This window comes from Acinetobacter sp. NS-4 (assembly GCF_037402435.1).
GTDB lineage: Bacteria > Pseudomonadota > Gammaproteobacteria > Pseudomonadales > Moraxellaceae > Acinetobacter.
Window position 1 is genome coordinate 1 of sequence record NZ_JBBEUE010000027.1, and the last position, 22,787, is coordinate 22,787.

Here is a 22,787-nt window from a genome sequence, read left to right on the forward strand (position 1 = left end):
CTCTTCAACTAATTAAATTTCAAAACAATAAATAATTGCCAATAAACTTAGATAGCAAAAGAGAAAGGAGGTGCGCGACCTTGAGGGATAAGAAATAATTGCTTTAAAAGAAAGAAGATGTGGAAAAAAGCTTCTTTAAAAGCTAAAAAAAGAACTTGGATTCTAACGAGAACTTCTTTAATACCAATGTCTGGTAGTGGAACGACATGTGCGTAAACAACACAGTACTGACATTGATGATTCGTATCGTGATGATGACTGTATGAAGTTTTTTGTTCTAGATGTGCATTATTAAGCTTTTCAGGTTCATGATTAGCTAAACTCAAGTCTCGATGGGAGTAATTATGCGAATGATCTGAGCTATGCAGATCATGAGAAGTATCTAATAGAAGTGCATGGACAATAGTTTCACAGACTGGAGAAATTTGATATTTCTCTGGGAGTAAAGGCTGTATCAAAACAGCAATCTGCAACAAGATTGCCCAAAAGGCTAGCAATCTACCTAAAACCATGATCACTTAGATGGTCTCAATTATCCAAGTAAGAATATTCGATTCTAGCAGAATTAATATTTATTAAAAGTATGTAGTATTAATTTAAGAGTTTTGATTTTAATTTAGCTTAATAATTTTTATAATAAAGTAAAAATAAAAATTATTTATATAAGTAGTTGATTTTAATCTGAATTAATTCAGATTAAAATCGTGCATGATTAATTTTGCTTTTAAAAAATAATGATTAAAATTCAGAAAGTAAAGTATATAGAATAATTTTCCCTACATTGTGGGGATTTTATTTAAATATCTTTTACTAACCTGAATAACGGATAAGCAATTGACTTGAAAAAGAGAAGGACTAGAGTTGTACTAGCTCAATTTTAGCGATAGAAATTCCCGAGGGGATTTCTTTTTTAATCCACTATGGGGTATCGCCGGGTAGCAATAAGGGCATCTGCGATATGTACTTTTTGCCTTGGAAATCTCTAAGGCATTTTTGATAATTTCAGCTTTTACCGTCTTACGACTGAGCATTTGCTCAAGCCCCGAAGAAATTGAATTTCCAAATTTAATTAGATCTTAAGAACTTGCTTTTACCCTGAGAGAAAATATTTTTGAGGGTAGATCAGTGAGTCAGCAAGTGAGTGTATTACGAAATAAAAAACTATTTATCAGTATTTGCACATTGGTCTTGGTGATTTTAGGAATTTGGTGGGGCAGCAGTTTACTACTAAATAAAAATAAAGCGGAAAAATCAAAGACACAAAATGTAGTCGCCAATGAAACAGAAACAATAGATGTGTCTGGTAATCAGATTTTAATTTCGCCCACACAGATTCAACAAGCAGGTATTCAATTACAAACTTTAGGACAAGCGACAAGAGATGTACAACTCGCACTAACTTTGCAGGGACAAGCGCAGTGGTCACCTCAAAGTAAAGTGGTCTTAACGAGTCCTGTAGCGGGGATAGTTCAACAGGTACTGGTGCAACCTTTAGCCGAAGTTGGTCTCCATAGTCCTGTACTGGCCATTCATAGCCCTGATTTAATTCAGATTCAAAATGAAATTTTACAAATTCGTGCACAACTGCAATTGGCCAGCCAAAATTTGGCACGTGAACGCAGTTTATATGCTGAAGGGATTATTGCTGAAAAACGTGTACAGGAAGCCCAGAATGTAGTGCAACGACTGAATATTGATCTGAATGCCAAGCAACGCATGTTGCAGTTTATGGGCGGAAGTAGCAGTCAGGGACTGAATCCCGTGGTGTATGTCAAAAGTCCAGCCAGAGGCAGTGTAGAAAGTTTACAGGTATCTGCAGGTCAGTATGTAGAAACCGGTGCAGTACTGGGCCAGTTGGTGAATAGTGATCTACCTTTGCAATTAATGCTGCAAGCCCCTTTAGCGGATAGCAAATATATCCAGATTGGCGATCTGGTCAAAGTTGAGGGGTGTGAAATTACCGGGCAGGTACAACAAATTGCACCAGCACTTTCAGGCAATACGCAATCTCAAAATATTCTAGTCCAAATGCAGGCCAAGGATAACTGTTTAAAAGTACAACAGTTTGTTAAAGCGAATATTCAAAGCCATAACCCGACAACAAAAACCGCATGGGTAATACCGAGTGCTGCCTTAACTTTAAAAGATAACAAGCACTTCATTTTTATCAAAAACCAAAATGGTTTCGTGGCAATGCCTGTGGAATTGGTGGGTGCGAACCAGCAGCAAAGTCATGTGATTGGAAATGCATTAAAACCTGGAATTCAAGTTGCTGTGAGGGGTGTCGAACGTCTAAAAGCCGTTTGGTCAGGTTTCGGTGCAGAGCAGGCACCACCTGCCAGCAGTAGCACTGCGGTGAATTGAGGTTAGGCACATGTTAAAAAGTATTATTGCATTTTCACTGAGTCAACGAATCCTAATGCTGTTATTGGGTATGGCAATCAGTGTTGCGGGTTATTTGGCATTTACCAAATTGCCGATTGATGCCTTTCCCGATGTATCAAGCACACAGGTTCAAATTGTGATGAAATCTCCTGGCATGACGCCAGAAGAAGTGGAAAGCCGTATTGTGGTACCGATAGAACAGGAAATGTTGGGAATCCCTCATCAAACTGTACTACGTTCACAATCTAAATATGCTATTGCAATCATTACCCTGGATTTTGCAGAAGGGACAGATCCTTATTGGGCCCGACAACAGGTCAATGAGCGTTTGACTGGAGTCATGTCAGCTTTGCCTGGCAATGCATCAGGCGGGATTGCGCCTATGACGACGCCATTAGGTGAATCTTTTATGTTCACTTTACATGGTCCTATGAGTGATATGGAAAAACGAACCTTGCTCGATCGGGTCGTCCGTCCACAGCTCAGAAAAATTGAAGGGGTAGCGGATGTCAATGTCCTGGGTGGTTTGGCACGTACCTTTGAAGTGACACCCAACCTGGATGCTCTGGCATCGAGAGGTCTATCTCTTGATCAGTTAAAACAAGCAATTGAATTAAATAATGCAAGTGACGGTGCGGGTCGTCTGAATGAAAATGGAGAATCATTACTGATTCGTAGCGATAGTCGTGTCACCAATTTACAAGAGCTGGGCGAGATTATTGTTTCCAATCATCAGGGGACGCTGGTGCAAGTGAAGGATGTCGCCGATGTCCATACCGGTGCCCTTACCCGTTACGGAGCGGTAACCGAAAATGGTCAGGGTGAAGCTGTTGAAGGGATTGTCCTCACCTTAAAAGGCGCCAATGCACGTCAGGTTGTGCAAAGTGTGCGTGAACATTTACATGACATTGAGAAAAACTTACCCCCGGGCGTTACGATCAAGCCTTTTTATGACCGTGGTGAACTGGTGAATCGTGCCATTCATACCGTGAGTAAAACCTTGATCGAGGCGATTGTACTGGTCCTGATTTTATTGCTGCTGTTTTTAGGCAATTTAAGAGCTGCTTTGGTGGTTGCCGCCATTTTACCTTTATCTGCATTGAGTACTTTCTTAATGATGCGTCAGTTTGGATTGAGTGCCAACCTGATGTCATTGGGTGGTTTAACCATTGCCATTGGTTTGCTGGTCGATGCGGCGGTTGTGGTGGTGGAAAATATTGAAATGCAACTGGCAGATGCACACGAGTCCAAACACCGTTCATTTTTGCCGCCGCTGAACGTCATTTATCGCGCGGTTTGTGAGGTGGCGGTGCCGGTGACCGCAGGAATGATCATTATTATGCTGGTCTTCATTCCGTTGATGACGTTGCAAGGTCTGGAAGGGAAACTCTTCTCTCCAGTGGCACTGACCATTGTCTTTGCATTGTCGAGCTCACTGATTTTTTCATTAACGATTATTCCGGTGCTGTGTTCTTATTTCTTGAAATCTCAAGCACATCACACGCCGTATATTGTTGCTAAGCTGGAACAGGCATATAGCAAGGTGTTAAATGCAAGTTTAGCCCATCCGAAACGTGTTTATGCTTTGGCCGGAGGTGCTTTGGTGGTTGCTGCACTCATTTTTCCACTCATTGGTAAGTCTTTTATGCCAACCATGGATGAAGGCGACACCATATTGCAGTTGGAAAAAATGCCATCGATCAGCCTGCAAAATTCAATTGCACTTGACCTGGACATTCAAAGAAGAATTCTAAAACAAGTTCCAGAAGTGGCCCGCATTGTGGCAAGAACCGGCTCGGATGAACTGGGCCTTGACCCTATGGGCTTAAATGAAACCGATAGCTTTATCATTTTGAAACCGCAAGATCAGTGGCAGGGACAAAGTAAGGAGCAGATTTTAGCCAAAATTCGCCATGTATTGGCCGATGTTCCTGGGGTCAATCTCACCTTTAGTCAGCCGATCGAAATGCGGACTTCAGAAATGTTATCGGGTGTACGTGGAGATTTGGCCGTCAAAATTTTTGGTACCGATTTAGACCAGCTGAATCAGCTGTCTAAGCAAATCTCTACCGTTCTACAAGGGATCAAAGGCAGCGAAGACGTCATGACTTTGGAAAATTCTGGGGTGCAATATCAGGAATTACGTATTCGTCGTGATATGGCTGTCCGCAATCAGCTAGATAGCCAAAGCATACAGGCACAACTCAAAATGCTCATTGAAGGGCAGCAGATTAGTTCGATTATTGAACAGGGGCGACCGGTTCCATTGATGATGAAAGGTGATCCGCGTCTGGGACAATCCAGTTTTGCCCTCGCGAACATGAATTTACCTGTTGAAAACTCAGCGGCTGTACCGTTGTCCTCTTTAGCAGAAATGGTCAAGACTGAAGGCGTCGTCAAAATTGACCGGGAAAATGCTTCAAGAATGTCCGTTGTCCGTGCCAATGTGCGTGACCGGGATCTGGTTGGTTTTGTCGAGGAAGCAAAACAGCAGGTTGCCCAGAAAGTTAAATTACCGGCCGGCTATTCATTGAAATGGGGTGGCCAATTTGAAAATCAACAACGTGCAGCAGCGCGTCTGATGCTGGTTGTCCCTGCAGCGTTGACGATGATTTTCTTCCTGCTCTTTACAACTTTAGGGTCTGTTCGTCAGGCAGTACTGGTTTTTGTGAATATTCCCTTTGCTTTAATTGGGGGAGTCGTAGCCTTAGCCATCACTGGTGAATATTTATCGGTGCCTGCTTCGGTCGGGTTTATTGCATTAATGGGGATTGCCGTACTGAATGGTTTGGTGATGATCGGTTATTTTAACCAGCTCATTTCACGCGGCGTTGCAATTGAAGAGGTGGTTCGTGAGGGGGCGATGCGACGTTTACGTCCAGTAATGATGACTGCAAGTATCGCGGCTTTGGGTTTAATTCCGTTGCTCTTTACCACTGGGCCAGGTGCTGAAATTCAGCGTCCATTGGCGATCGTGGTGATTGGTGGATTAATTTCCTGCACCTTACTGACGCTGATTTTACTTCCTAACTTGTTCAAACAATTTGGTTTAGTGCGAGATACTCATGTCTGAAATGTGCCAACTCTCTATCAACATCTCCAGTGATATTGCGGAAGAATTAATGAGCCATTTATGGCTCATTCCCGAGATTGTGACAGGATGTACCTGTATTCCGGCACAAGGTTTCGGCAGTCGCCAACATTATCGAAACATTCAAGAAAAAATTCGGGGTGCAACTGAGCGTAATTTGATTCTGTTGATTTTACCCCTCGCAACTGTGCCTTTAGTTTTGGCCCATATCCAAAAGAAATTTAAATCAAGTGACTGTTTCTATTGGGTATTACCAACCATAACATCGGGTTATGCTGGTCAAGGAGAAGTGAACGAATGAAACCAGAAATAGCGACTCAACCCCATTTGCTGGGTAAAGCCTTACGTTTACTGGGCTTGGGCTGTTGTGTGATGATGACTTCTGTCGTATCCGCGGAACCCGCTTTGGATCAGGTCTTGCCACCACTCGATGCGGTCAAACAGAGCTTGTCACAGCATCCAACTGTTCGATCGGCAGTTTCGGATCAGGACTATGCCAATTTTGCAGGACAGGGGCTAAAACTGGGCCATCCCTGGACAGTGCGTGCGGGCATGCAGCTTCGTAACAGCAATGCCCAAGATGGTCAAACAAAGTCCAATAGCTATGAGCCGAACTTTGGTATTGAAAAGCAGATTCGTTTGCCTGGCAAATACCAGCTGGATCAGGATTTGGCGCAACGAGGGATGAGTATTGCAGAATTAAAATATGAAGATGCCAAACATGAAGTTGCCAAAACTTTGCTGAATCAGTGGTTTGCCTATATACGCAGTGCTTTGCAATTGACGCGCATAGAGGAACAGCAGGCAAGAATACAGCACTATATGCAAATGACCCAGCAGCGTATTCGTGCTGGAGATGCCCCACGACTGGAACTGATGCTGCTCAGCAATGAATCGCGGCAAATCGAAGAGCAATATATGCAGGCTAAAACAGCTTACTATCAAGCACAGCAGTTATTGTCACGTGATTATCAGGGAAAAATTCCAGAACACTGGAGCAGTGATGTCATCAAAATTCGCCCACTCGAATATACACAGACTGAATGGATACAGCAGGTTTTGTCTGCCAACCATGAGCTTGAGCTGGCCAAAACGCAGGCAGCACAGCAAGATGCATTAGTCAAAAGAGAGCAACTCAATCGGGTACCTAATCCTACGGTCGGAGTGGGCTATAGTCGTGAGCAGTCTGGCGTTGAAAACTTGATGAGTGTAACGGTTTCAATTCCACTCGCCAGTCGGCAAGTGCGGATAGCTTCTGGTATGGCCATGGCGGAAGCTCAAAAGGCCAATTTTGAGATCGGACGAGTAGAAAACCGTTTGCGTCAGGAAACGCAATACTGGTTCACGCAGATGGAGTCGGCAACTGTACGGAGTGAGCAGGCTCAACAGAATTTGGCACAGTTACAGCAACAACATGGATTGATGCAAAAAGCATATAAGCTTGGTGAATTGAGTTTAAATGAACTGTTACTTCATTCACAGCAACTGGTTGATGCGCGCGGTCGAATTGATCAAGCCAAAATTGATTATACAGAAAGCTTGAGTTTACTATTGCTGAATTCGCATCAGTTATGGCCTTTACATGAGGATCATCAGGCAGAGTAAAATAGTAGAGTGCTGATATATCAATGCTTTGTATGATTATTATTCGGTTGGTGTTTTGTCTTCCTTGGGCCAGAGTACCTGCCGCTTTCACAGAAATAAATATAGGCTTGTAAGTAGCAGAATGAGAGGGTAGCTCAGACGTGAGAATATTGTTAGTTGAAGACGATGCCTTACTGGCTAAGGCGACAGCACGGGGCTTAGACCATGCAAATTTTGTGGTCGATATCGCCACCACAGCAGAGCAAGCCTATCATTTTTTGGCGAGTTATGATTATCAGTTTATTTTGCTTGATTTAGGTTTGCCGGACCGGAATGGGTTGGAAGTTTTAAAGTCACTGCGCCGTAAAAAGAATAAAGTAGGCGTTATTATTCTGACTGCTCAGGATAAAATTCAGGAGCGTATTTCAGGTTTGGATGCAGGAGCAGATGATTTTGTAGTTAAGCCATATGATTTGTATGAAGTCATTGCACGGATTCAAGCAGTATTGCGCCGTATTTCAGGTGAAGTGAGTGATTTGATTCAGATTGGCAATATTGCAGTTAATAAAGCGACCAAACAGGTACTGAGAGATCAAACTGAAGTTGAATTAACTCAGAAAGAATTTCACTTGCTGGAACTCTTTATCCTTAACCGTGGCCGGATTATTTCACGGGAGAGCATAGAAAACTCATTTTATGCCTATGATGCGGATGTAAGCAGTAATGTGATCCAGGTCTATATTCATAATTTACGGCGCAAGCTTGGGAAAAACATTGTCCGTACAGTGCAGGGTTTTGGCTATATTATGGATGAAAATTATTGATGGCCAATTTCATCCGCAGTTATTCATTGACCCGGCGTCTATCATTGATTTTACTGGTTATCACCGCCACTGTCTGGGTGGGTAGTCTAGGCTGTATCTACTGGGGAATGCAGCGCACGGCGAACAATATATTTGATAAATCACTGGTCGAAACCGCCCATGCTTTACTCTCGACCACTTCAAGTTCACTGGAAGGGCGAATCCCTGACCATACTGTCATCGAGAAAGCTCAAGGTGAGCATTATAATCAGATTATATTTCAGATTTGGCATCGTAATGGCAAGTTGATTTATCGTTCGGTTGGCGTGGATACACACCCGTTTGTTCAGCAAGCCAACTTTGGCTGGATTAAGATTCACAATCAAACCTATCGCAGTTATTCGGTTTGGGATAGCACCCACACTATACAAGTACAAATTGCACAGGTCTGGACCATCCGTCAGGATATCCAGAGAGATATGCTAATATTTTTAATAGTGGTTTCAGCATTTTTTTTACCATTATTGTCTTGGCTGATTTTGCAGACCGTACGTAGCAATTTGTCCACTGTATTCAGTATCAGTCAAAATCTGGAAAAGCAGTCGATTGAACATTTAAAACCCATCAACCCTGTCGTGCCCAAAGAAATCGAACCTTTGGTGAAGTCATTAAATACATTATTGAGTGAAGTTGCAGAAAGCATGCAACGTGAAAAACGTTTTACCTCAAATGCAGCCCATGAGTTACGTACACCTTTGGCGGCGATCCGTCTGCATGCACAAGTTTTGCAGAGTGCACGTTCTACTGAGGAGGCACGAGAAGCAGCAGAGGACATTATCATTGGCATTGATAAGGCCTCACGAATGATCACGCAGTTACTGACCTTGGCCCGGATAGAACCCAATGGTCAACAAATTCAAGGCCCGGTTGATCTGGTTAATATGATTCAAAGTACCCTTGCGATGATGGATTTTCAGCTTCGTCAGGCAAAGATTGACTTACAGTTACAACTGGAGTCGGCCCTGGTCATGGCACAAATGGATCAATTGGAAATTATGCTCCGTAATCTTTTAGAAAATGCCATTATCTATCGTAGCCAGGAACGTCCGTGTCTCATTAAAATTAGTTGTGGCTGTGTTGAAAATTATAGTTTTGTGCAGATTGAGGACAATGGAATCGGTTTGGATGAAGCACAAATACCTCTGATTTTTCAAAGATTTTATCGAGTGAATCAGAACAGTACAGTTATTGGCAGTGGTCTAGGCTTATCGATTGTTAAGCAAATTGTCGATCTATACCACGGAAAAATTGAGTCACGCCGGGCAGATGCCATTGGCGGTCTGGTGATCAGGATTGAGTTTAAAATCAAAAATAAATAACCGCACTATAGATAGTACCCAAGAGTAATTTTTAAAATTTTAAATTAGGTTGTCACCACTACGTGTGGTGACAGAGGTCAAATAAGCCCGCGATCCTACACTTAGATAAGAGGCTGCAATATGACAGTGAAAATCGGCATAAATTTTATTAAAAGCATAACTTGATTTCTATGCTGTGTTGAGAATTGGGTCAATAAGACTATTTCGTTTATAGTTTCATCATGGATAGATACATGTTTACAGATGCTCAATGGGTGAAAATGGAACAACTCTGTCTCGGTAAAGTCACAGATTGTATACATAGCGGTACACATACTAAATTAGTTATTGAAGGAATTTGATCATCCTGGCGTAAAAGCAGTTATTCCTCCCAAAGCTAACTGTATAAAGTTCAGCGCATATTTGATCGTTGTATGTATCAATGGCGATATCTTATCGAAAATTACTTTTTTAAATTGAAAGAATTCAAGCCTATTGCCATGCGTAGTGATAAAACATACTCAAGTTTTGCTGCCATAATTTATATTTGTGCGAGCGTAATTAACTCTCGTTAATTCTCAATACATCTTGGTAAGATGTATGTTATTTATATAACTCAACAGAATACTAATGTTTGCAGCTTTGCTGATATCCTGCAGAATATTTGAATATGGGTCGACGGTTCAAAATTTCTTTATCAGTGCTAAAACATGTAGTCTTTATTGCTCAGGTCTTATAGAGCAGATCGAGCTAAATTAATATAAATATACCTTTAAAATACAAGGAGTCTCAAAAATGGCGAGTTCTAAAAAAGAATCTAAAGCAGTGAAAATTGATATTGGTATCTCTCATAGTGATCGTGCCAAAATCGTGGAAGGGTTATCTAAACTGCTAGCGGATAGCTATACCTTATATTTGATGACTCATAACTTTCATTGGAACGTGACTGGGCCACAATTCAATAGCTTACATAACATGTTTATGACTCAATATACTGAACAATGGAATGCCCTGGATATTATTGCTGAACGAATTCGGGTATTGGGATTTCCTGCGCCAGGAACCTATAAACAATTTGTAAAATTAACTGCAATTAAAGAAGTAGAAGGTGTTCCTAAAGCCGAGGAAATGGTCAGCCTGCTGGTCAATGCACATGAAACTGTTGCACGCACTGCTCGAAGTCTATTTCCCATCGTGGATGAAGTTAATGACCAGCCAACAGCGGATCTGATCACACAAAGACTTGAAGTTCATGAAAAAACAGCCTGGATGTTAAGAAGCCTGTTAGAAGAGTAACGATCTACAGCTATTCAACTGGTAGATATCTCCGCAAGCTGATCAATCAAGCGAACCATCTGTTGCAAAAACAGATGGTTCTCATTTTTTATAAATAGATGAGAGAGTGACTCACCTCATAATTTAATTGTTAGCTTCACTTTTTGATAACTTCAATCATAAATTGAATCACGTGGCTTTTGCCCTGATGCAATTGTCCTTCATAACGTTCTACATCTCCGACAAAAAAGTGAACAATATGATCGTCCTGAAAAACTTCTAAAATCTCTTGAGGATCATATAGAAAATCAGGATTGCCAGGACCACCAGTTTTATAAGCAAATTGCGCTTTGGAATATACCTCACCAATAAAATGACCGTGATTTTTTAGTGCCTGACGTACACACTGCAAGGTTTTTAATCGGGTAGCTGGATCGACATGACCAAATACACACAGAATATTGTCATATTGATCTTCTGGCCATTTCACTGTAGTCAAATCGATCTGCCGGGTTTGCAATTCAATCCCTTGTTCTTGTGCATATACCTTGGCATTTTCAAGAGCGACTTGCGAATAATCCCACGCCTCGGCATTAAATGCTAAATGCTTCTCTCGTGCTGTACGTGCTAAATACAGGATATTACGCCCTTCACCCTCTGCAATAGCCAAGGTACGGCCAGAAATCGCATAACGCTGGCTGATGTCCTGAATAAATACATTTGCTTCTGAGCCATATAAATGTTGTGTTTCCTGATAACGTTTGTCCCATTCTTGATGCATATGGATCATCCTTTTACTCAATAAAATCTAAAAATACCTCATCGATTGTAGCTACCCCAAACACATGTCGCTACAACAACAGCTTTGTCATCTTGCTGCATGATCCAAATTTTTTAATACTAAACAACATACACAACTAAAAGAAAATAAGCACAAACCTAAAAAAAAACTAATTCTTTAAATGAGCTGATGGCACAACGGTTTAACTTCGCCCACTGATGCCAATATTCAAGCCTAAATCAGATGGCTGTGATGCAATTCGCTTGGTTCAGCTGGATAAATACTGTCGAATTGATGTAAAGAAAACCGACCCACTCCAGCACAGTTGGAAGGTGTCGAATAGGGTTATGTTGCAGATGCAGGCTTTATGCTGCACCTAACATTTTAATGGCGGGAGTCTGCGTTAAAGGTCGCCCTGTGAAACAGAAAGCAAGGGGAATCTATGAGCAAATCAGCTAAAGACTTTTGCTTTTAGCATCCCTGAAAAACCTGTTTTGCCAAAAGTGATCTTAAAAGGGTGGAATTATATCAATCACAATCGTGGCTGCAGTACACTTCATATAGGGTCTGCATGATTTTTAGCACCCGTATATCACTGAATTGATAAAAAATCTGTTTGCCTTCCCGTCGTGTCGATACGATCTGGCTGTTTCTTAATACAGTCAGCTGTTGTGACAAGGTGGGTTGGTGGATATCCGTACGTTGTTCTATGTGCTGTACATTCAGCTCGCCATCGACCAAGACACAGAGAATTTTAAGACGGGCAGGGTTGGATAAAACTTTCAGACAATCACTGACAAAATCGACTTGTGAAAAGTCTATTTGTGCTTTTAACGGTGCAGGGTTCATGTAGGTGTCCTGATAAGCCATGATGAGATACAAAAAAATCAGCATTTCCGCTTGAATATTTTTATTTATTATATAATATAAAAATATATATTGTAAATGAGTAGATTTACTATGCATGATTTTCTCATTGCATTTCTCGGCGGATTATTACTGGGAGTAGCGGTGGTCGGCTATCTCTATGTGCATGGCCGTATCGCAGGGATCAGCGGATTGATTGGACAGGTACTCAATCCACAGACCGTGTTTAAAACCCCTGCAATCTGGTTTATGTCAGGTTTGATTGTCACGCCCTTTATTTATGGATTATTTGTCCAGCCTGAGATCGAGTTGAATGCCAGTCCGCTGATGATGATCATCGCGGGTCTGCTGGTTGGCTTTGGTACGCGCCTGGGTTCAGGATGTACCAGTGGTCATGGGATTTGCGGGATGAGCCGTTTATCGAAGCGTTCTATCCTGGCCACCATGAGCTTTATGTTCGCTGGTTTTGTCACAGTTTATATCATTCGCCATATCACAGGAGCTTTCTAAATGAAGAATTTTCTGGCTTTCATTTTCGGCGGTTTGTTTTCTGTGGGGCTGATGGTCTCCGGGATGTCGAATCCGGAAAAAGTGCTCGACTTTCTGGATCTGTTTGGGGACTGGGATGCCAGCCTGGCTTTTGTGATGATGGGTGCAATTGCTGTGGCATTTATTCCCTTTCAAAAAGCGCTACGCAGCCAGGCACCGAAAACGATCTTTAATGAACCGATCGATTTGCCAAAGAATAACAAGATTGACCCTAAACTGATTTCGGGCAGCCTGCTCTTTGGTATCGGTTGGGGGATTGCCGGGATATGTCCTGCACCAAGTTTTACCTTGATTGGTCTTGGGCATTATCAGGTCCTGTATTTTATTGTTGCGATGCTTGCAGGCGTGTTGATTCACCGTAAATGGGCAGGAGCCTAATCATGTCAAATTCCCCAGTTGTAAAAGACTTTTTTCATGAAGATACCAATACTTTCAGTTATGTGGTGAGTGATCCTTCAACGAAAGCCTGCGCAATTATTGACAGTGTGCTGGATTATGATGCTGCATCTGCCAGCACCTCGACCACACATGCCGATCAGATCATTGCCTATGTCAAAGCACAGGGTTTAACCGTCGAGTGGATTCTGGAAACTCATGTCCATGCCGATCACTTGACCGCGGCGCAGTATCTCAAAGCTGCACTGGGGGGCAAGATTGCCATGAGCCAGAAAATTGCGATGGTCCAGGAAACCTTTGCTGCCATCTACCATCTAGATATCAAGCAATGGAATACCCAGCAGTTATTTGATTACCTGTTTGAGGATGATGAGAAATTCCAGCTTGGTTCCATCGAGGCATATAACATGCCCACCCCTGGACATACGCCAGCCTGCTTGAGTTATGTCATCGGTGATGCCGTGTTTGTGGGCGATACCTTGTTTATGCCGGATTATGGCACGGCACGCTGTGACTTTCCGCGTGGCAGTGCAGCCATGCTGTTTGATTCGGTACAGCGCCTGTTTGAATTGCCGCAGACTACCCGGGTGTTTCTATGCCATGACTATTTGCCAGAAACACGGAATAGTTATGTGTGTGAGACGGATATCCAGACGCAAAAAAACCGCAATATTCATATTCATCATGGCACGACCAAAGCTGAATTTATCGAGATGCGTAACAAGCGCGATGCAGGTTTGAGTATGCCCAAACTGATTCTACCTTCGATTCAGATCAACATGAAAGCAGGACAGTTCCCTGAACCGGAAGAGAATGGGGTTTCTTATTTAAAGCTTCCGCTGAATTACTTCAAATAGGCAAGTTTCAGGATTAAACCAGCAGGTTCTTTTGTTGAACCACTGGAGTTAAGAGAGGTATAGGGGTGATGTGGTTGATACTGGAAGGGCTGGCCATCGGTGGCTTGCTGGGTTTAACCGGTGCGGGTGGCGGTATTCTGGCTGTACCTGCACTGATGGCGAGTCAGGGCTGGACGGTAGCACAGGCTGCACCTGTAGGCTTGCTGGCAGTGACCCTATCAGCACTGGTTGGAACATTTGAAGGTTTGTCCAAGCGCATCGTGCGTTATCGTGCTGCGCTCTGGATTGCGCTGATCAGTATTCCTTCAGCACGTTATGGCGTGCATCTGGCTGGAATTATCTCTCCTGTATGGCTCACGCTGGCTTTCAGTTTGGTGATGCTGATCATCGCTTACCGGATCTTCTTTAATAAAGTCCATGATCATGGAAATGCACTGTGTAAGGTCAATCAAACGACTGGTCGCCTGATCTGGAATATGAAAACTGCATTATCTCTCGGCGCCATTGGTGTCGTGGCAGGTCTACTGACCGGTTTGCTTGGAGTGGGTGGGGGGTTCGTGATTGTTCCGGCACTACGTAAAGTGACTGACCTGGATATGCGCAGCATCGTTGCAACTTCGCTGATGATTATTTTCCTGATAGGCGGTGTCAGTATTTCTGTACACGTACTGGATGGCTTTCAATACCCTGTTTCGGTCACGCTAACTTTCGTTCTGGCTTGTATTGTGGGCATGTTAATAGGACGTCATGCGATGCACCGGATAGACAGTAATCTGGTGCAGAAAATTTTTGCCACGACCGTGATGGGGGTGGCGATGTATTTAATTTATTCAGCGCTCATGGGCTAGTTCCGCCCGCTGTCTGGATAAGAATGCGTGAGTTGAATCAGCCTGGATGCGACTGTCATCAGGTTGAACATCAAGCAAGTGTAACATCTGAAAGCACTTTAGCAGCTAGGGTCTGCATGGCCTGATCGTGGCAAGAGGGCTGAAACTGCCGCTTGGGAATTTAAACTAAACGGCTTTTAATCTACCTGATTATATTTTATAAAATATGAATATGATTTTAATGGCTGAGGAAGAATGAAAATGATGAAAACTGCAGAGCAATTGATCCAGAATGCAAAAAGCCGGATTCAGGAAGTGAGCGTAGATGAACTGTTTGAAGCGATGAAAAACCATAAAACCATTCTGATTGATGTTCGGGAACCGGATGAATTTCAGGCGGCAGCGATAGACCGGGCGGTGAATTATCCTCGTGGTGTTTTAGAAATGAGAATTCACCAGCATCCTGTGGCGAGCCATCATTGCGATACCCTACAGGCACTGGAACATCTTAAAGATCAGCCGATCTATCTGATTTGTGGCACGGGTGGACGCTCAGCATTGGCAACCGATACCTTACAGAATATGGGTTTTACCCAGGTCAAGTCTGTGCAGGGCGGTTATCAGGCCTGGCTGCAACAGGGCTATCCGGTAGAAAAATAAGCTATTGAATAGGTGAACAACCTTATTGTTGATTGTTTAATGTGAGAGGCAGTGATGAAATACAAAGAATTAACCCAGAACATTTCAGGCAGTTTAAGAACTTTAACTCAGGATTCACCTGATTTAATGAAAAGTTTTAATCAGTTGTCGCAGACGGCTATGCGTGATGGCGTGATTGATCCCAAAACCAAGGAAATGATTGCTCTGGGGATTGGTGTTGCATCGCGTTGTGATGGTTGTATCGGTTTTCATGTCAGAACCCTGGTTAAAATGGGGATGACCCTGCAGGAGCTGGAAGAGCTTTTAGGTGTTGCTGTATATATGGGCGGTGGACCGTCATTAATGTATGCCGCAAATGCACTGGATGCCTTTAAAGAGTTTTCCAGCTGATTGGATATGGGGTAATGGAGGGCTGGCAATCCTGCCGAGCTTAGAATGAGGCTGATGGAATAACAGGTGGACAAATCACAAAAAAACCTGCTTATTGGGGCTTCTTGGCATTGATCTTGATCAGATTTCCTCATGCTAAAAAGTGCGCTTTAACAAGCGCACTTTTTTTTGGCGGTATCTTAAGATTCAACTCAGCTTGAGTTGCTATGCTGCACTTAAAATAAAGTCAGCACAGGTTTTTTATGCTTCAGCGTACAACCACTTCTTCAACGGATTTATTGATCCGGTTTCTGCATATTGTCATCATGTTGAGTTTTACCGGGGCTTATCTGACTGGGGATGCAGAAGAATGGCATCAAATCCATATGGCCTTTGGCTATACCCTCGGAATCAGTCTGATATTAAGAATTTTATGGCAGTTTGGCGCTCCTCGACTGGCCCATACTAAGCCTTCAGGGCCAAGCCGACGATTGCAGGTGATCAAGCCTTTTGTACAGCGTTATTGGGCACAGCCGCAGCAATGGCTTTCGCCAACATTTTTAAAAGCAGCCAGTTCCAGCCTGTTTCAGCTCAGCATACTGGGTATTTTTCTCCTGCTGCCTTTAACGGTGCTGGCCGGCTTTTTGACCGACTATACCTATAGCCATACCTTAAAAGAAATTCATGAGCTCTTTGCCAATCTGTTTTTAGCCAGTGTGTTGCTGCATTTGGCAGCGTTGACACTGAATAGTGTTCTGCTTAAAAAATGGCTGGCAAAACGGATGTTCTGGGGGATCGAATCGCATTCATGGTTCACCCTGTTTGCTGCACTCTTTTCACTGGGCGTGTTGATTGCTTTCTGGTTTTTCTATTTTAGTTAAGCTTGTATGAACGCAGAACAGAGAAGGCGATGAGATTCAAACATCTCCTTTGACACATTGAGAGGGTTCATAACATCAAATGACAAAGCATTGATGAACTGCATCATTTCAATCGGATGAGTTTTGGTGGGGTACTGGAGTAATGAAAGTCATTAAGTTTGTAGCCTATTGGATAATCAGCATTATTCAGTTTTTTGGAGTTTATACCTATTTCAATCAGGTACTTGATTGGCATGGTATAGTGGGAATAATCGTGGCGATTATTACAGCGGGGATTCCTGTTGTTGGCACGACTGTGGGTGTGCTTGGGGTACATTATGGATGGGACTGGACTTGGCCTGCTGCTTTGGCATTGTACTTATGTCCGTACATTTTGATGGGCCTGATTATTCTTTTATATACCCTGTTTGACCATTGATCGTTCGTAGCATGACGGGTCTGAAGGCCGAGCCCATCTGCGCTGTCTGCTGCTATGGATTGGTGAAGCCACAGCAACAATACCGCAGTACGCTGCTGTGACAGAATCAACTCATAATCCGTTGGTCCGCATGGGCTACCCCTACATTAAAACGTGGGAAATTCTGCATATATTGTTTTTAAATGGTTTCTAGCCATTGAATTTCAGATAACAGCTATTGTGGTAATTTTATAAATTTTTAATAAAAACAAAAAATATATCAATTTAAGAAAACTCTCTTAGGATTAGATCTCGATGGCTTTTTAATATCCAGTAGGTATCAAACAATCAAACAATCAAACAATCAAACAATCAAACAATGGGCTAAATCAATTAAAAAAAGACATTTTAGTTGTTTGGCTCATTGCAAAAGATAAGCGAACATCCAATTTTATAAAAATTTTAGCAGTAATAATTGCTACTTATATTTTATTACCTATTGATCTAATTCCTGATAAATTAATGTGTTTTCACAATTTAAGTGATTATGCCAGTTAGTTTTTTTTCAAACAATTTTATAATTTTAATGGCGAATTAGGGATTCAGTACACCTAATGAATGGAAGTCTAAAAACTAACTAGAAAAATTGAGGAAAATTATGGGTGCTTTAACAGGATTTAAAGTTCTTGATTTAAGTCGAATTCTGGCAGGACCGTGGTGTAGTCAAATACTAGCAGATCTGGGTGCAGAGGTGATCAAAGTTGAGAGACCTTTTCAGGGAGATGATACCCGTATTTGGGGACCTCCTTTTTTAAAAAATGATCAGGGTGATGAGACTGGTGAATCTGCTTATTATCTATCTGCGAATCGAGGAAAATATTCAGTCGCCATTGACATTGCAACAAAAGAAGGTCAAACGCTAATTAAAAAAATGGTCTTAGACTGTGATGTGCTGATTGAAAATTATAAAGCTGGCTCATTAAAAAAATATGGCCTGGATTATGAAAGCCTTAATCAACTCAATCCTAAATTAGTTTACTGTTCGATCACAGGTTTTGGACAAACAGGTCCACGCGCCGCTGAACCGGGATATGACTTTATTATACAAGGCATGGGTGGCATGATGAGTGTCACAGGTGAACGTGATGATTTACCCGGAGGTGGGCCGCAGAAGGCAGGTCTGGCATTTGCAGATTTAACTACAGGCTTATATGCTGCAATTGCCATTCAGGCCGCATTGCTTTCACGAGTGAGTACTGGTGAAGGTCAGCATATTGATATGGCGCTCCTAGATACTCAAGTGGCTTCTCTTTCGGTATTAGCAATGAATTATTTAACGTCAGAAAAAATACCGGGCCGTTTAGGGAATGCACATGCCAATATTGTCCCGTACCAAGTCTTTAAGGCGAAGGAATGTGAGTTTATTATCGCTTGCGGTAATGACCAGCAGTTTCAAATGTTATGTGACAGTATTGGTCTACCAGAACTTTCTCAAAATCCAAAATTTGTAAAAAATAAGGACCGTGTGACCCATCGTGAAGAAATTACCGCATTATTGCAGCAGCATTTTATGACTCAACCCGCACAGTATTGGGTCGAACGTATTCATGCGGTGAAGGTTCCGGTCGGTATGATTAATGATTTACAACAAGCATTAGAAGAAGAGCAGGTGATATCGCGTAAAATGCTCGTCAGTATGGATCATCCATTACGTTCCGATTATCTTTCGATTGGTTCACCTATTAAATTGTCTAAAACCCCAGTCCAATATGTTAAAGCACCCCCTTATTTGGGTGAGGATACTGACAAAATTTTAAACCGTTTTGTTTCTGAAGATGAATTGAAAGCTTTAAAGCATAAAAATATCATTCAGCAAGGCTAAAGGAAAAGGCACGTTATGTGCCTTTTAACCTTTTGATTTTAATCACAGAAAATAGCAAACTCTTCGGCAGGAACACGCGGTGTATGTAATTGATTCACCGCTTGAGTTTGATCGGCATATCCCAGCGCTACAGCGCAAACTAATTCTTCATTTTCCGGAATATCAAGAACCTTGGCTACAATTTGATGAAATGGGTTCCATGCGGCCTGAGGGCAGCTATCAATTCCACGTGCTTTAGCTGTGATCATGACATTTTGAATCATCATCGCAATGTCCATTTTTGAGCCAGTTTCTAAAGTCGTACTTAAAGTAAAAAATAGGCCTACGGGAGCATCAAATAACTGATAATTACGTAGATGTTGCTGCTGAATTTTCTGCTGTTCACCTTTTTTAATATCCAGCAAACCGTAGAGTCCCCAGCCATTTTCACGTCGGCGCTCGATAAATGGAGACGTCCATTGATCAGGATAATACTTAAATGTTTCTTTATAACGGCTCGCTATTTCAGGCTGCTCAAAAATCTGCCTTTGCGCTGCACAGACCTGCTGAATCAGCTCTTTGCGTTTTTGGCCAGTCACAACATAAACTTTCCAAGGCTGAATATTGTTGCCTGACGGTGCACGGCAGGCGATGTTTAAAATATCTTTGATGGTCTGTGTATCAAGTGGGGTATTTTTAAAAGCACGTACAGAATGCCTTGAGGTAATGGCTTGATCCACCAAGGTATGTTGCTGCATTCGAAACTCCTTTTAATCTTCATATTTTGATTTTATGTAACTTTATAAATTTTATCAGTCCAAACCTTAAGCATTATTAGAAATAAAAATCGTATTAATTCGTGTCAGCATCAGGTTGTACAAGGTGGATCTGTTTGAGGCCTGTATTCAACTTGTTGAGTAAGTGGATTAAACTGGCTAAATCATCCAAGGCAAAGCCAGACATTGCTTGACGGTAGAACTGAAAAAATTGCTCCTGTAAGTCGAGCCAGCTTTGTTGTCCGGATGGCGTGAGAGCTACATTTTTAGCCCGTTTGTCTTGATGAGAGGTGACACGCTGTACACTGCCTTCACGTTCTAATCGTTTTAAAACATTGTCTAAACTTTGCCGGCTAATCCCTAAGTATTCGGTTAAATCGGAAAATGACATGCCTGCATTATTAAGGTGCGGGCGTGAAAGTGCGCCCATCACAGCCCAATGAACGGGTGAAATACCAAGTTCATTTAAACATTGGCGATCAAGACTATTGCCTGCCTGAAATAATCGGAAAAACAGCCGATTATGAATCATATATAAAGATTGATCGTAAATTCCAAGTTTTGAATCAGACATAGTTATTAAGCACGTTTTCTATTGATATTTGCAGCTAGTATATCGGCTCAAAACATAAGTACAGCTATTTTTGAGAAAAATTCGCTTTCCGTTTTTCTAAAAAAGCCTGTATGCCTTCAGCAGCATCAGCGCTTTGGCTGCATTCCACAAAAAGTTTGGCTTCCAATTCAAGCCCCTTATAGATATTTACATCGGTTGCGGATTGAACCGCTTGCATAATTTGCTGAATCGCTGCTGGAAATTGTGTTGCCAATGAATCTAAATAGGCTTTTCCACTTTCAATCGGATCTTGCATTTCCATAATCTGATTTACCAAGCCGATGTTATAGGCTTCTTCTACAGACACAATTTTGCCACTGGCAATCATTTCAAGTGCTTTTGATACCCCAATTAAGCGCGGTAAGCGCTGTGTTCCGCCATAACCAGGAATTAAACCGAGTTTTATTTCAGGAAGTCCAAGACCTGCAGCAGGGCTGCATATTCTAAATGTACAAGCCAAAGCCAGTTCAAGTCCGCCACCCAAAGCCATGCCATGAATACAGGCCAGTGTTGGAAATTTTAATTCATGTATTTGCTGGAATAAGGCCTGACCTATTTGTATTTTATGCAGATGTTCTGCAGGACTTTTATTCAGTAATTCTGTAATGTCTGCACCTGCACAAAAGGCTTTTCCTTCACCCGTGAAAATGGCGGCACGTAGATTCAGTGCTGAAATTTTGGACACAATTTCCTGTAATTTTTCAATCATATCTGCATTTAATGCATTTCTTGCTTCAGGGCGATTCAATCGAATAACCGCAATATTGTTTTCATAGTGAAGTTCAGCAAGCATGTTCCATTTCCTTGGAAAATCAGATTTATAAAAAGCATAGGCTGAATCTTATTTATGTCAATATATAAATATAAATTAATTAAAAAAATACCATTTATTAGGGTTTTATATTTATATATATGTAATGGTATTGACATAAAAAAATAATTCACTAATCTGAACTGGCTGTTTATTCAACAAGTTCGAGTTTTAGTTTCTGTCAGAAATATCCAGAATACAATTGGGTGCGTATGGCCGATAGATTGCTAAAAACAGTAATGAACTAAAACAACAATAACAATCAAGGAGTTGATTGATGAGTCAAGTCGATATGCAGAATTTAGCGAGTGAAGCTAAATTCAACGGTTTTCATGCCACAGTTTTAATATGGTGCATGCTGGTTATTATTCTCGATGGATATGATATTTCTGTTGCAGGTGCAGCTTTACCTTCGATTATGGAGCAAATGAATGTAAGTGCTTCAACTGCTGGATTTATGGCGAGTTCAGCGCTGTTTGGAATGATGATTGGTGCTATTTTTTTTGGTGGTCTCGCCGATAAAATTGGCCGTCGTTTAACCATTGCCATTTGTGTATTTTTATTCAGTGCCTTTACTGCGATTGCAGGTTTAACCAATGATCCTGTGACATTCAGTATCGTGCGTTTTATTGCGGGATTAGGCATTGGTGGTGTGATGCCGAATGTGGTTGCGCAAATGACTGAATATTCACCAAAGAAAGTGCGTAATGTCATGACCTCATTGATGTTTTCGGGTTATGCCGTAGGCGGAATTTTAGCGGCAGTTTTAGGCAAGCAGTTTATTGTACAACATGGCTGGCAGGTGGTGTTCTATGCTGCAGGCCTACCGGTCATTTTGCTGCCTTTTATCTTAAAATCTATGCCGGAATCTGTGGTTTATTTGGTGAAGCACAATAAACAGGCTGAACTGCGTAAGATTGCAGAAAAAATTGCACCGCAAGCACAATTCCCTGCGGATGCGGTTTTTGTTAATGGTTCATCAAATAGTAATCTAAAACCAACGGTGGGGCTGTTATTCAGTGAGGGACGTACTTTTAGTACTCTGATGTTTTGGGTGGCATTTTTTACCTGCTTGTTTATGGTTTATGCGCTAAGCACTTGGCTCACAAAGTTAATGGCAATGTCAGGCTATTCATTGGGTTCAGCACTTACTTTTGTGATAGCTCTGAATATTGGCGCAATTGTTGGCGCAGTCGGCGGCGGCTGGTTAGCAGATCGCTTCCACATTAAATGGGTGCTGGTAATTATGTATGCCTTGGGCAGTGTCTTTCTGTATTTAATGACCTTACCTATGCCGATTACCATGCTGTATTTCATTATTGCTGTTGTGGGTGCTTGTTCAACAGGTGCGCAAATTGTTGCATATTCATACTGCGGTCAATTTTATCCAAGCGTGATCCGTTCAACAGGAATTGGCATGGCATCAGGTGTTGGACGTTTAGGCGCGATTGGCGCACCGCTATTAATTGGTTTTATTGTGGCTTTAAATTTACCAATTCAGCAAAACTTTTTTGTGATTGCTTTAGCAGGTTTAATTGGCGCTGTGGCTTTATCTTTAATTAATCATAGACGTGCAGATATGGCGCAAGTACAGAGTAAAACCAATTTTAATTTAAAAGCTGAGGAAGCGTAAAATGAAAGTAGTG

23 protein-coding genes are annotated in these 22,787 nt (G+C 41.9%); 17 read left to right on the top strand and 6 right to left on the bottom strand.

What is annotated here, in order from left to right; genetic code table 11:
• Window positions 1–47: 47 nt before the first annotated feature.
• Window positions 48–512, bottom strand: a complete 465-nt coding sequence (locus WAE57_RS15205; RefSeq protein ID WP_337711230.1) for a DUF2946 domain-containing protein — start codon at window positions 510–512, stop codon at window positions 48–50.
• A 613-nt stretch (window positions 513–1,125) separates the two neighbouring features.
• Here WAE57_RS15205 and WAE57_RS15210 point away from each other — a divergent pair.
• The 7 genes from WAE57_RS15210 to WAE57_RS15240 all read left to right on the top strand — a co-directional run bounded on the left by WAE57_RS15210 (window position 1,126) and on the right by WAE57_RS15240 (window position 10,517).
• Window positions 1,126–2,364, top strand: coding sequence for an efflux RND transporter periplasmic adaptor subunit (locus tag WAE57_RS15210; protein ID WP_337711217.1), 1,239 nt, complete (start codon window positions 1,126–1,128; stop codon window positions 2,362–2,364).
• Window positions 2,365–2,374: 10 nt separating this feature from the next.
• Entirely contained in the window at window positions 2,375–5,458 is a 3,084-nt protein-coding gene (locus tag WAE57_RS15215; protein ID WP_337711218.1) for a CusA/CzcA family heavy metal efflux RND transporter, read from the top strand.
• Window positions 5,451–5,777: a DUF3240 family protein gene (locus WAE57_RS15220; RefSeq protein ID WP_016165445.1), complete on the top strand. Its 327-nt coding sequence runs from the start codon at window positions 5,451–5,453 to the stop codon at window positions 5,775–5,777. Before WAE57_RS15215 ends, WAE57_RS15220 begins: the two co-directional genes overlap by 8 nt.
• Window positions 5,774–7,081: a TolC family protein gene (locus WAE57_RS15225; RefSeq protein ID WP_337711219.1), complete on the top strand. Its 1,308-nt coding sequence runs from the start codon at window positions 5,774–5,776 to the stop codon at window positions 7,079–7,081. Before WAE57_RS15220 ends, WAE57_RS15225 begins: the two co-directional genes overlap by 4 nt.
• Before the next feature lie 140 nt (window positions 7,082–7,221).
• Window positions 7,222–7,884, top strand: coding sequence for a response regulator (locus WAE57_RS15230; RefSeq protein ID WP_086194903.1), 663 nt, complete (start codon window positions 7,222–7,224; stop codon window positions 7,882–7,884).
• Window positions 7,884–9,242 carry an ATP-binding protein gene (locus WAE57_RS15235; RefSeq protein WP_337711220.1) on the top strand — a complete coding sequence of 453 codons (1,359 nt, stop codon included), beginning with the start codon at window positions 7,884–7,886 and terminating at the stop codon, window positions 9,240–9,242. Before WAE57_RS15230 ends, WAE57_RS15235 begins: the two co-directional genes overlap by 1 nt.
• Before the next feature lie 774 nt (window positions 9,243–10,016).
• A complete protein-coding gene (locus WAE57_RS15240) occupies window positions 10,017–10,517 on the top strand; it encodes a Dps family protein (protein WP_337711221.1) in 501 nt (166 codons plus the stop codon).
• 136 nt (window positions 10,518–10,653) lie between these two features.
• On the opposite strand, the gene WAE57_RS15245 is transcribed toward WAE57_RS15240, so the two are convergent.
• Window positions 10,654–11,277 carry a class I SAM-dependent methyltransferase gene (locus WAE57_RS15245; protein WP_337711222.1) on the bottom strand — a complete coding sequence of 208 codons (624 nt, stop codon included), beginning with the start codon at window positions 11,275–11,277 and terminating at the stop codon, window positions 10,654–10,656.
• Between the two features lie 528 nt (window positions 11,278–11,805).
• The gene (locus tag WAE57_RS15250; RefSeq protein ID WP_337711231.1) at window positions 11,806–12,126 is read right to left on the bottom strand and encodes a metalloregulator ArsR/SmtB family transcription factor; all 321 of its coding nucleotides are present in this window, start codon (window positions 12,124–12,126) and stop codon (window positions 11,806–11,808) included.
• A 111-nt stretch (window positions 12,127–12,237) separates the two neighbouring features.
• On the opposite strand from WAE57_RS15250, the gene WAE57_RS15255 reads away from it, so the two are divergent.
• The 9 genes from WAE57_RS15255 to WAE57_RS15295 all read left to right on the top strand — a co-directional run bounded on the left by WAE57_RS15255 (window position 12,238) and on the right by WAE57_RS15295 (window position 18,962).
• Window positions 12,238–12,654 (top strand): YeeE/YedE thiosulfate transporter family protein, encoded by a 417-nt coding sequence (locus tag WAE57_RS15255; RefSeq protein ID WP_086176664.1) that lies wholly within the window; start codon window positions 12,238–12,240, stop codon window positions 12,652–12,654.
• Window positions 12,655–13,071 carry a DUF6691 family protein gene (locus WAE57_RS15260; RefSeq protein WP_086176663.1) on the top strand — a complete coding sequence of 139 codons (417 nt, stop codon included), beginning with the start codon at window positions 12,655–12,657 and terminating at the stop codon, window positions 13,069–13,071.
• A 2-nt stretch (window positions 13,072–13,073) separates the two neighbouring features.
• Window positions 13,074–13,946, top strand: a complete 873-nt coding sequence (locus tag WAE57_RS15265) for an MBL fold metallo-hydrolase (protein ID WP_337711223.1) — start codon at window positions 13,074–13,076, stop codon at window positions 13,944–13,946.
• A 68-nt stretch (window positions 13,947–14,014) separates the two neighbouring features.
• The gene (locus WAE57_RS15270) at window positions 14,015–14,794 is read left to right on the top strand and encodes a sulfite exporter TauE/SafE family protein (RefSeq protein WP_337711232.1); all 780 of its coding nucleotides are present in this window, start codon (window positions 14,015–14,017) and stop codon (window positions 14,792–14,794) included.
• A gap of 243 nt (window positions 14,795–15,037) precedes the next feature.
• Window positions 15,038–15,433: a rhodanese-like domain-containing protein gene (locus WAE57_RS15275; protein ID WP_261181992.1), complete on the top strand. Its 396-nt coding sequence runs from the start codon at window positions 15,038–15,040 to the stop codon at window positions 15,431–15,433.
• A 54-nt stretch (window positions 15,434–15,487) separates the two neighbouring features.
• Window positions 15,488–15,823, top strand: a complete 336-nt coding sequence (locus tag WAE57_RS15280) for a carboxymuconolactone decarboxylase family protein (protein WP_092819707.1) — start codon at window positions 15,488–15,490, stop codon at window positions 15,821–15,823.
• Between the two features lie 242 nt (window positions 15,824–16,065).
• On the top strand, window positions 16,066–16,683 hold the full coding sequence (locus WAE57_RS15285; RefSeq protein ID WP_337711224.1) for a cytochrome b/b6 domain-containing protein: 618 nt from the start codon (window positions 16,066–16,068) through the stop codon (window positions 16,681–16,683).
• A gap of 253 nt (window positions 16,684–16,936) precedes the next feature.
• Window positions 16,937–17,101, top strand: a complete 165-nt coding sequence (locus WAE57_RS15290) for a hypothetical protein (protein ID WP_237788169.1) — start codon at window positions 16,937–16,939, stop codon at window positions 17,099–17,101.
• Window positions 17,102–17,738: 637 nt separating this feature from the next.
• Window positions 17,739–18,962: a CaiB/BaiF CoA-transferase family protein gene (locus tag WAE57_RS15295; protein WP_337711225.1), complete on the top strand. Its 1,224-nt coding sequence runs from the start codon at window positions 17,739–17,741 to the stop codon at window positions 18,960–18,962.
• 38 nt (window positions 18,963–19,000) lie between these two features.
• On the opposite strand, the gene WAE57_RS15300 is transcribed toward WAE57_RS15295, so the two are convergent.
• From WAE57_RS15300 to WAE57_RS15310, 3 genes are all read right to left on the bottom strand, one after another.
• Window positions 19,001–19,699: a nitroreductase gene (locus WAE57_RS15300; RefSeq protein WP_337711226.1), complete on the bottom strand. Its 699-nt coding sequence runs from the start codon at window positions 19,697–19,699 to the stop codon at window positions 19,001–19,003.
• 94 nt (window positions 19,700–19,793) lie between these two features.
• The gene (locus WAE57_RS15305; RefSeq protein WP_337711227.1) at window positions 19,794–20,291 is read right to left on the bottom strand and encodes a MarR family transcriptional regulator; all 498 of its coding nucleotides are present in this window, start codon (window positions 20,289–20,291) and stop codon (window positions 19,794–19,796) included.
• Between the two features lie 64 nt (window positions 20,292–20,355).
• Complete coding sequence (locus tag WAE57_RS15310; RefSeq protein WP_337711228.1) at window positions 20,356–21,123, bottom strand: enoyl-CoA hydratase-related protein; 768 nt, start codon at window positions 21,121–21,123, stop codon at window positions 20,356–20,358.
• 295 nt (window positions 21,124–21,418) lie between these two features.
• Here WAE57_RS15310 and WAE57_RS15315 point away from each other — a divergent pair, with 295 nt between their 5' ends.
• The gene (locus tag WAE57_RS15315) at window positions 21,419–22,774 is read left to right on the top strand and encodes an MFS transporter (RefSeq protein ID WP_337711229.1); all 1,356 of its coding nucleotides are present in this window, start codon (window positions 21,419–21,421) and stop codon (window positions 22,772–22,774) included.
• Window positions 22,775–22,787: the final 13 nt, after the last annotated feature.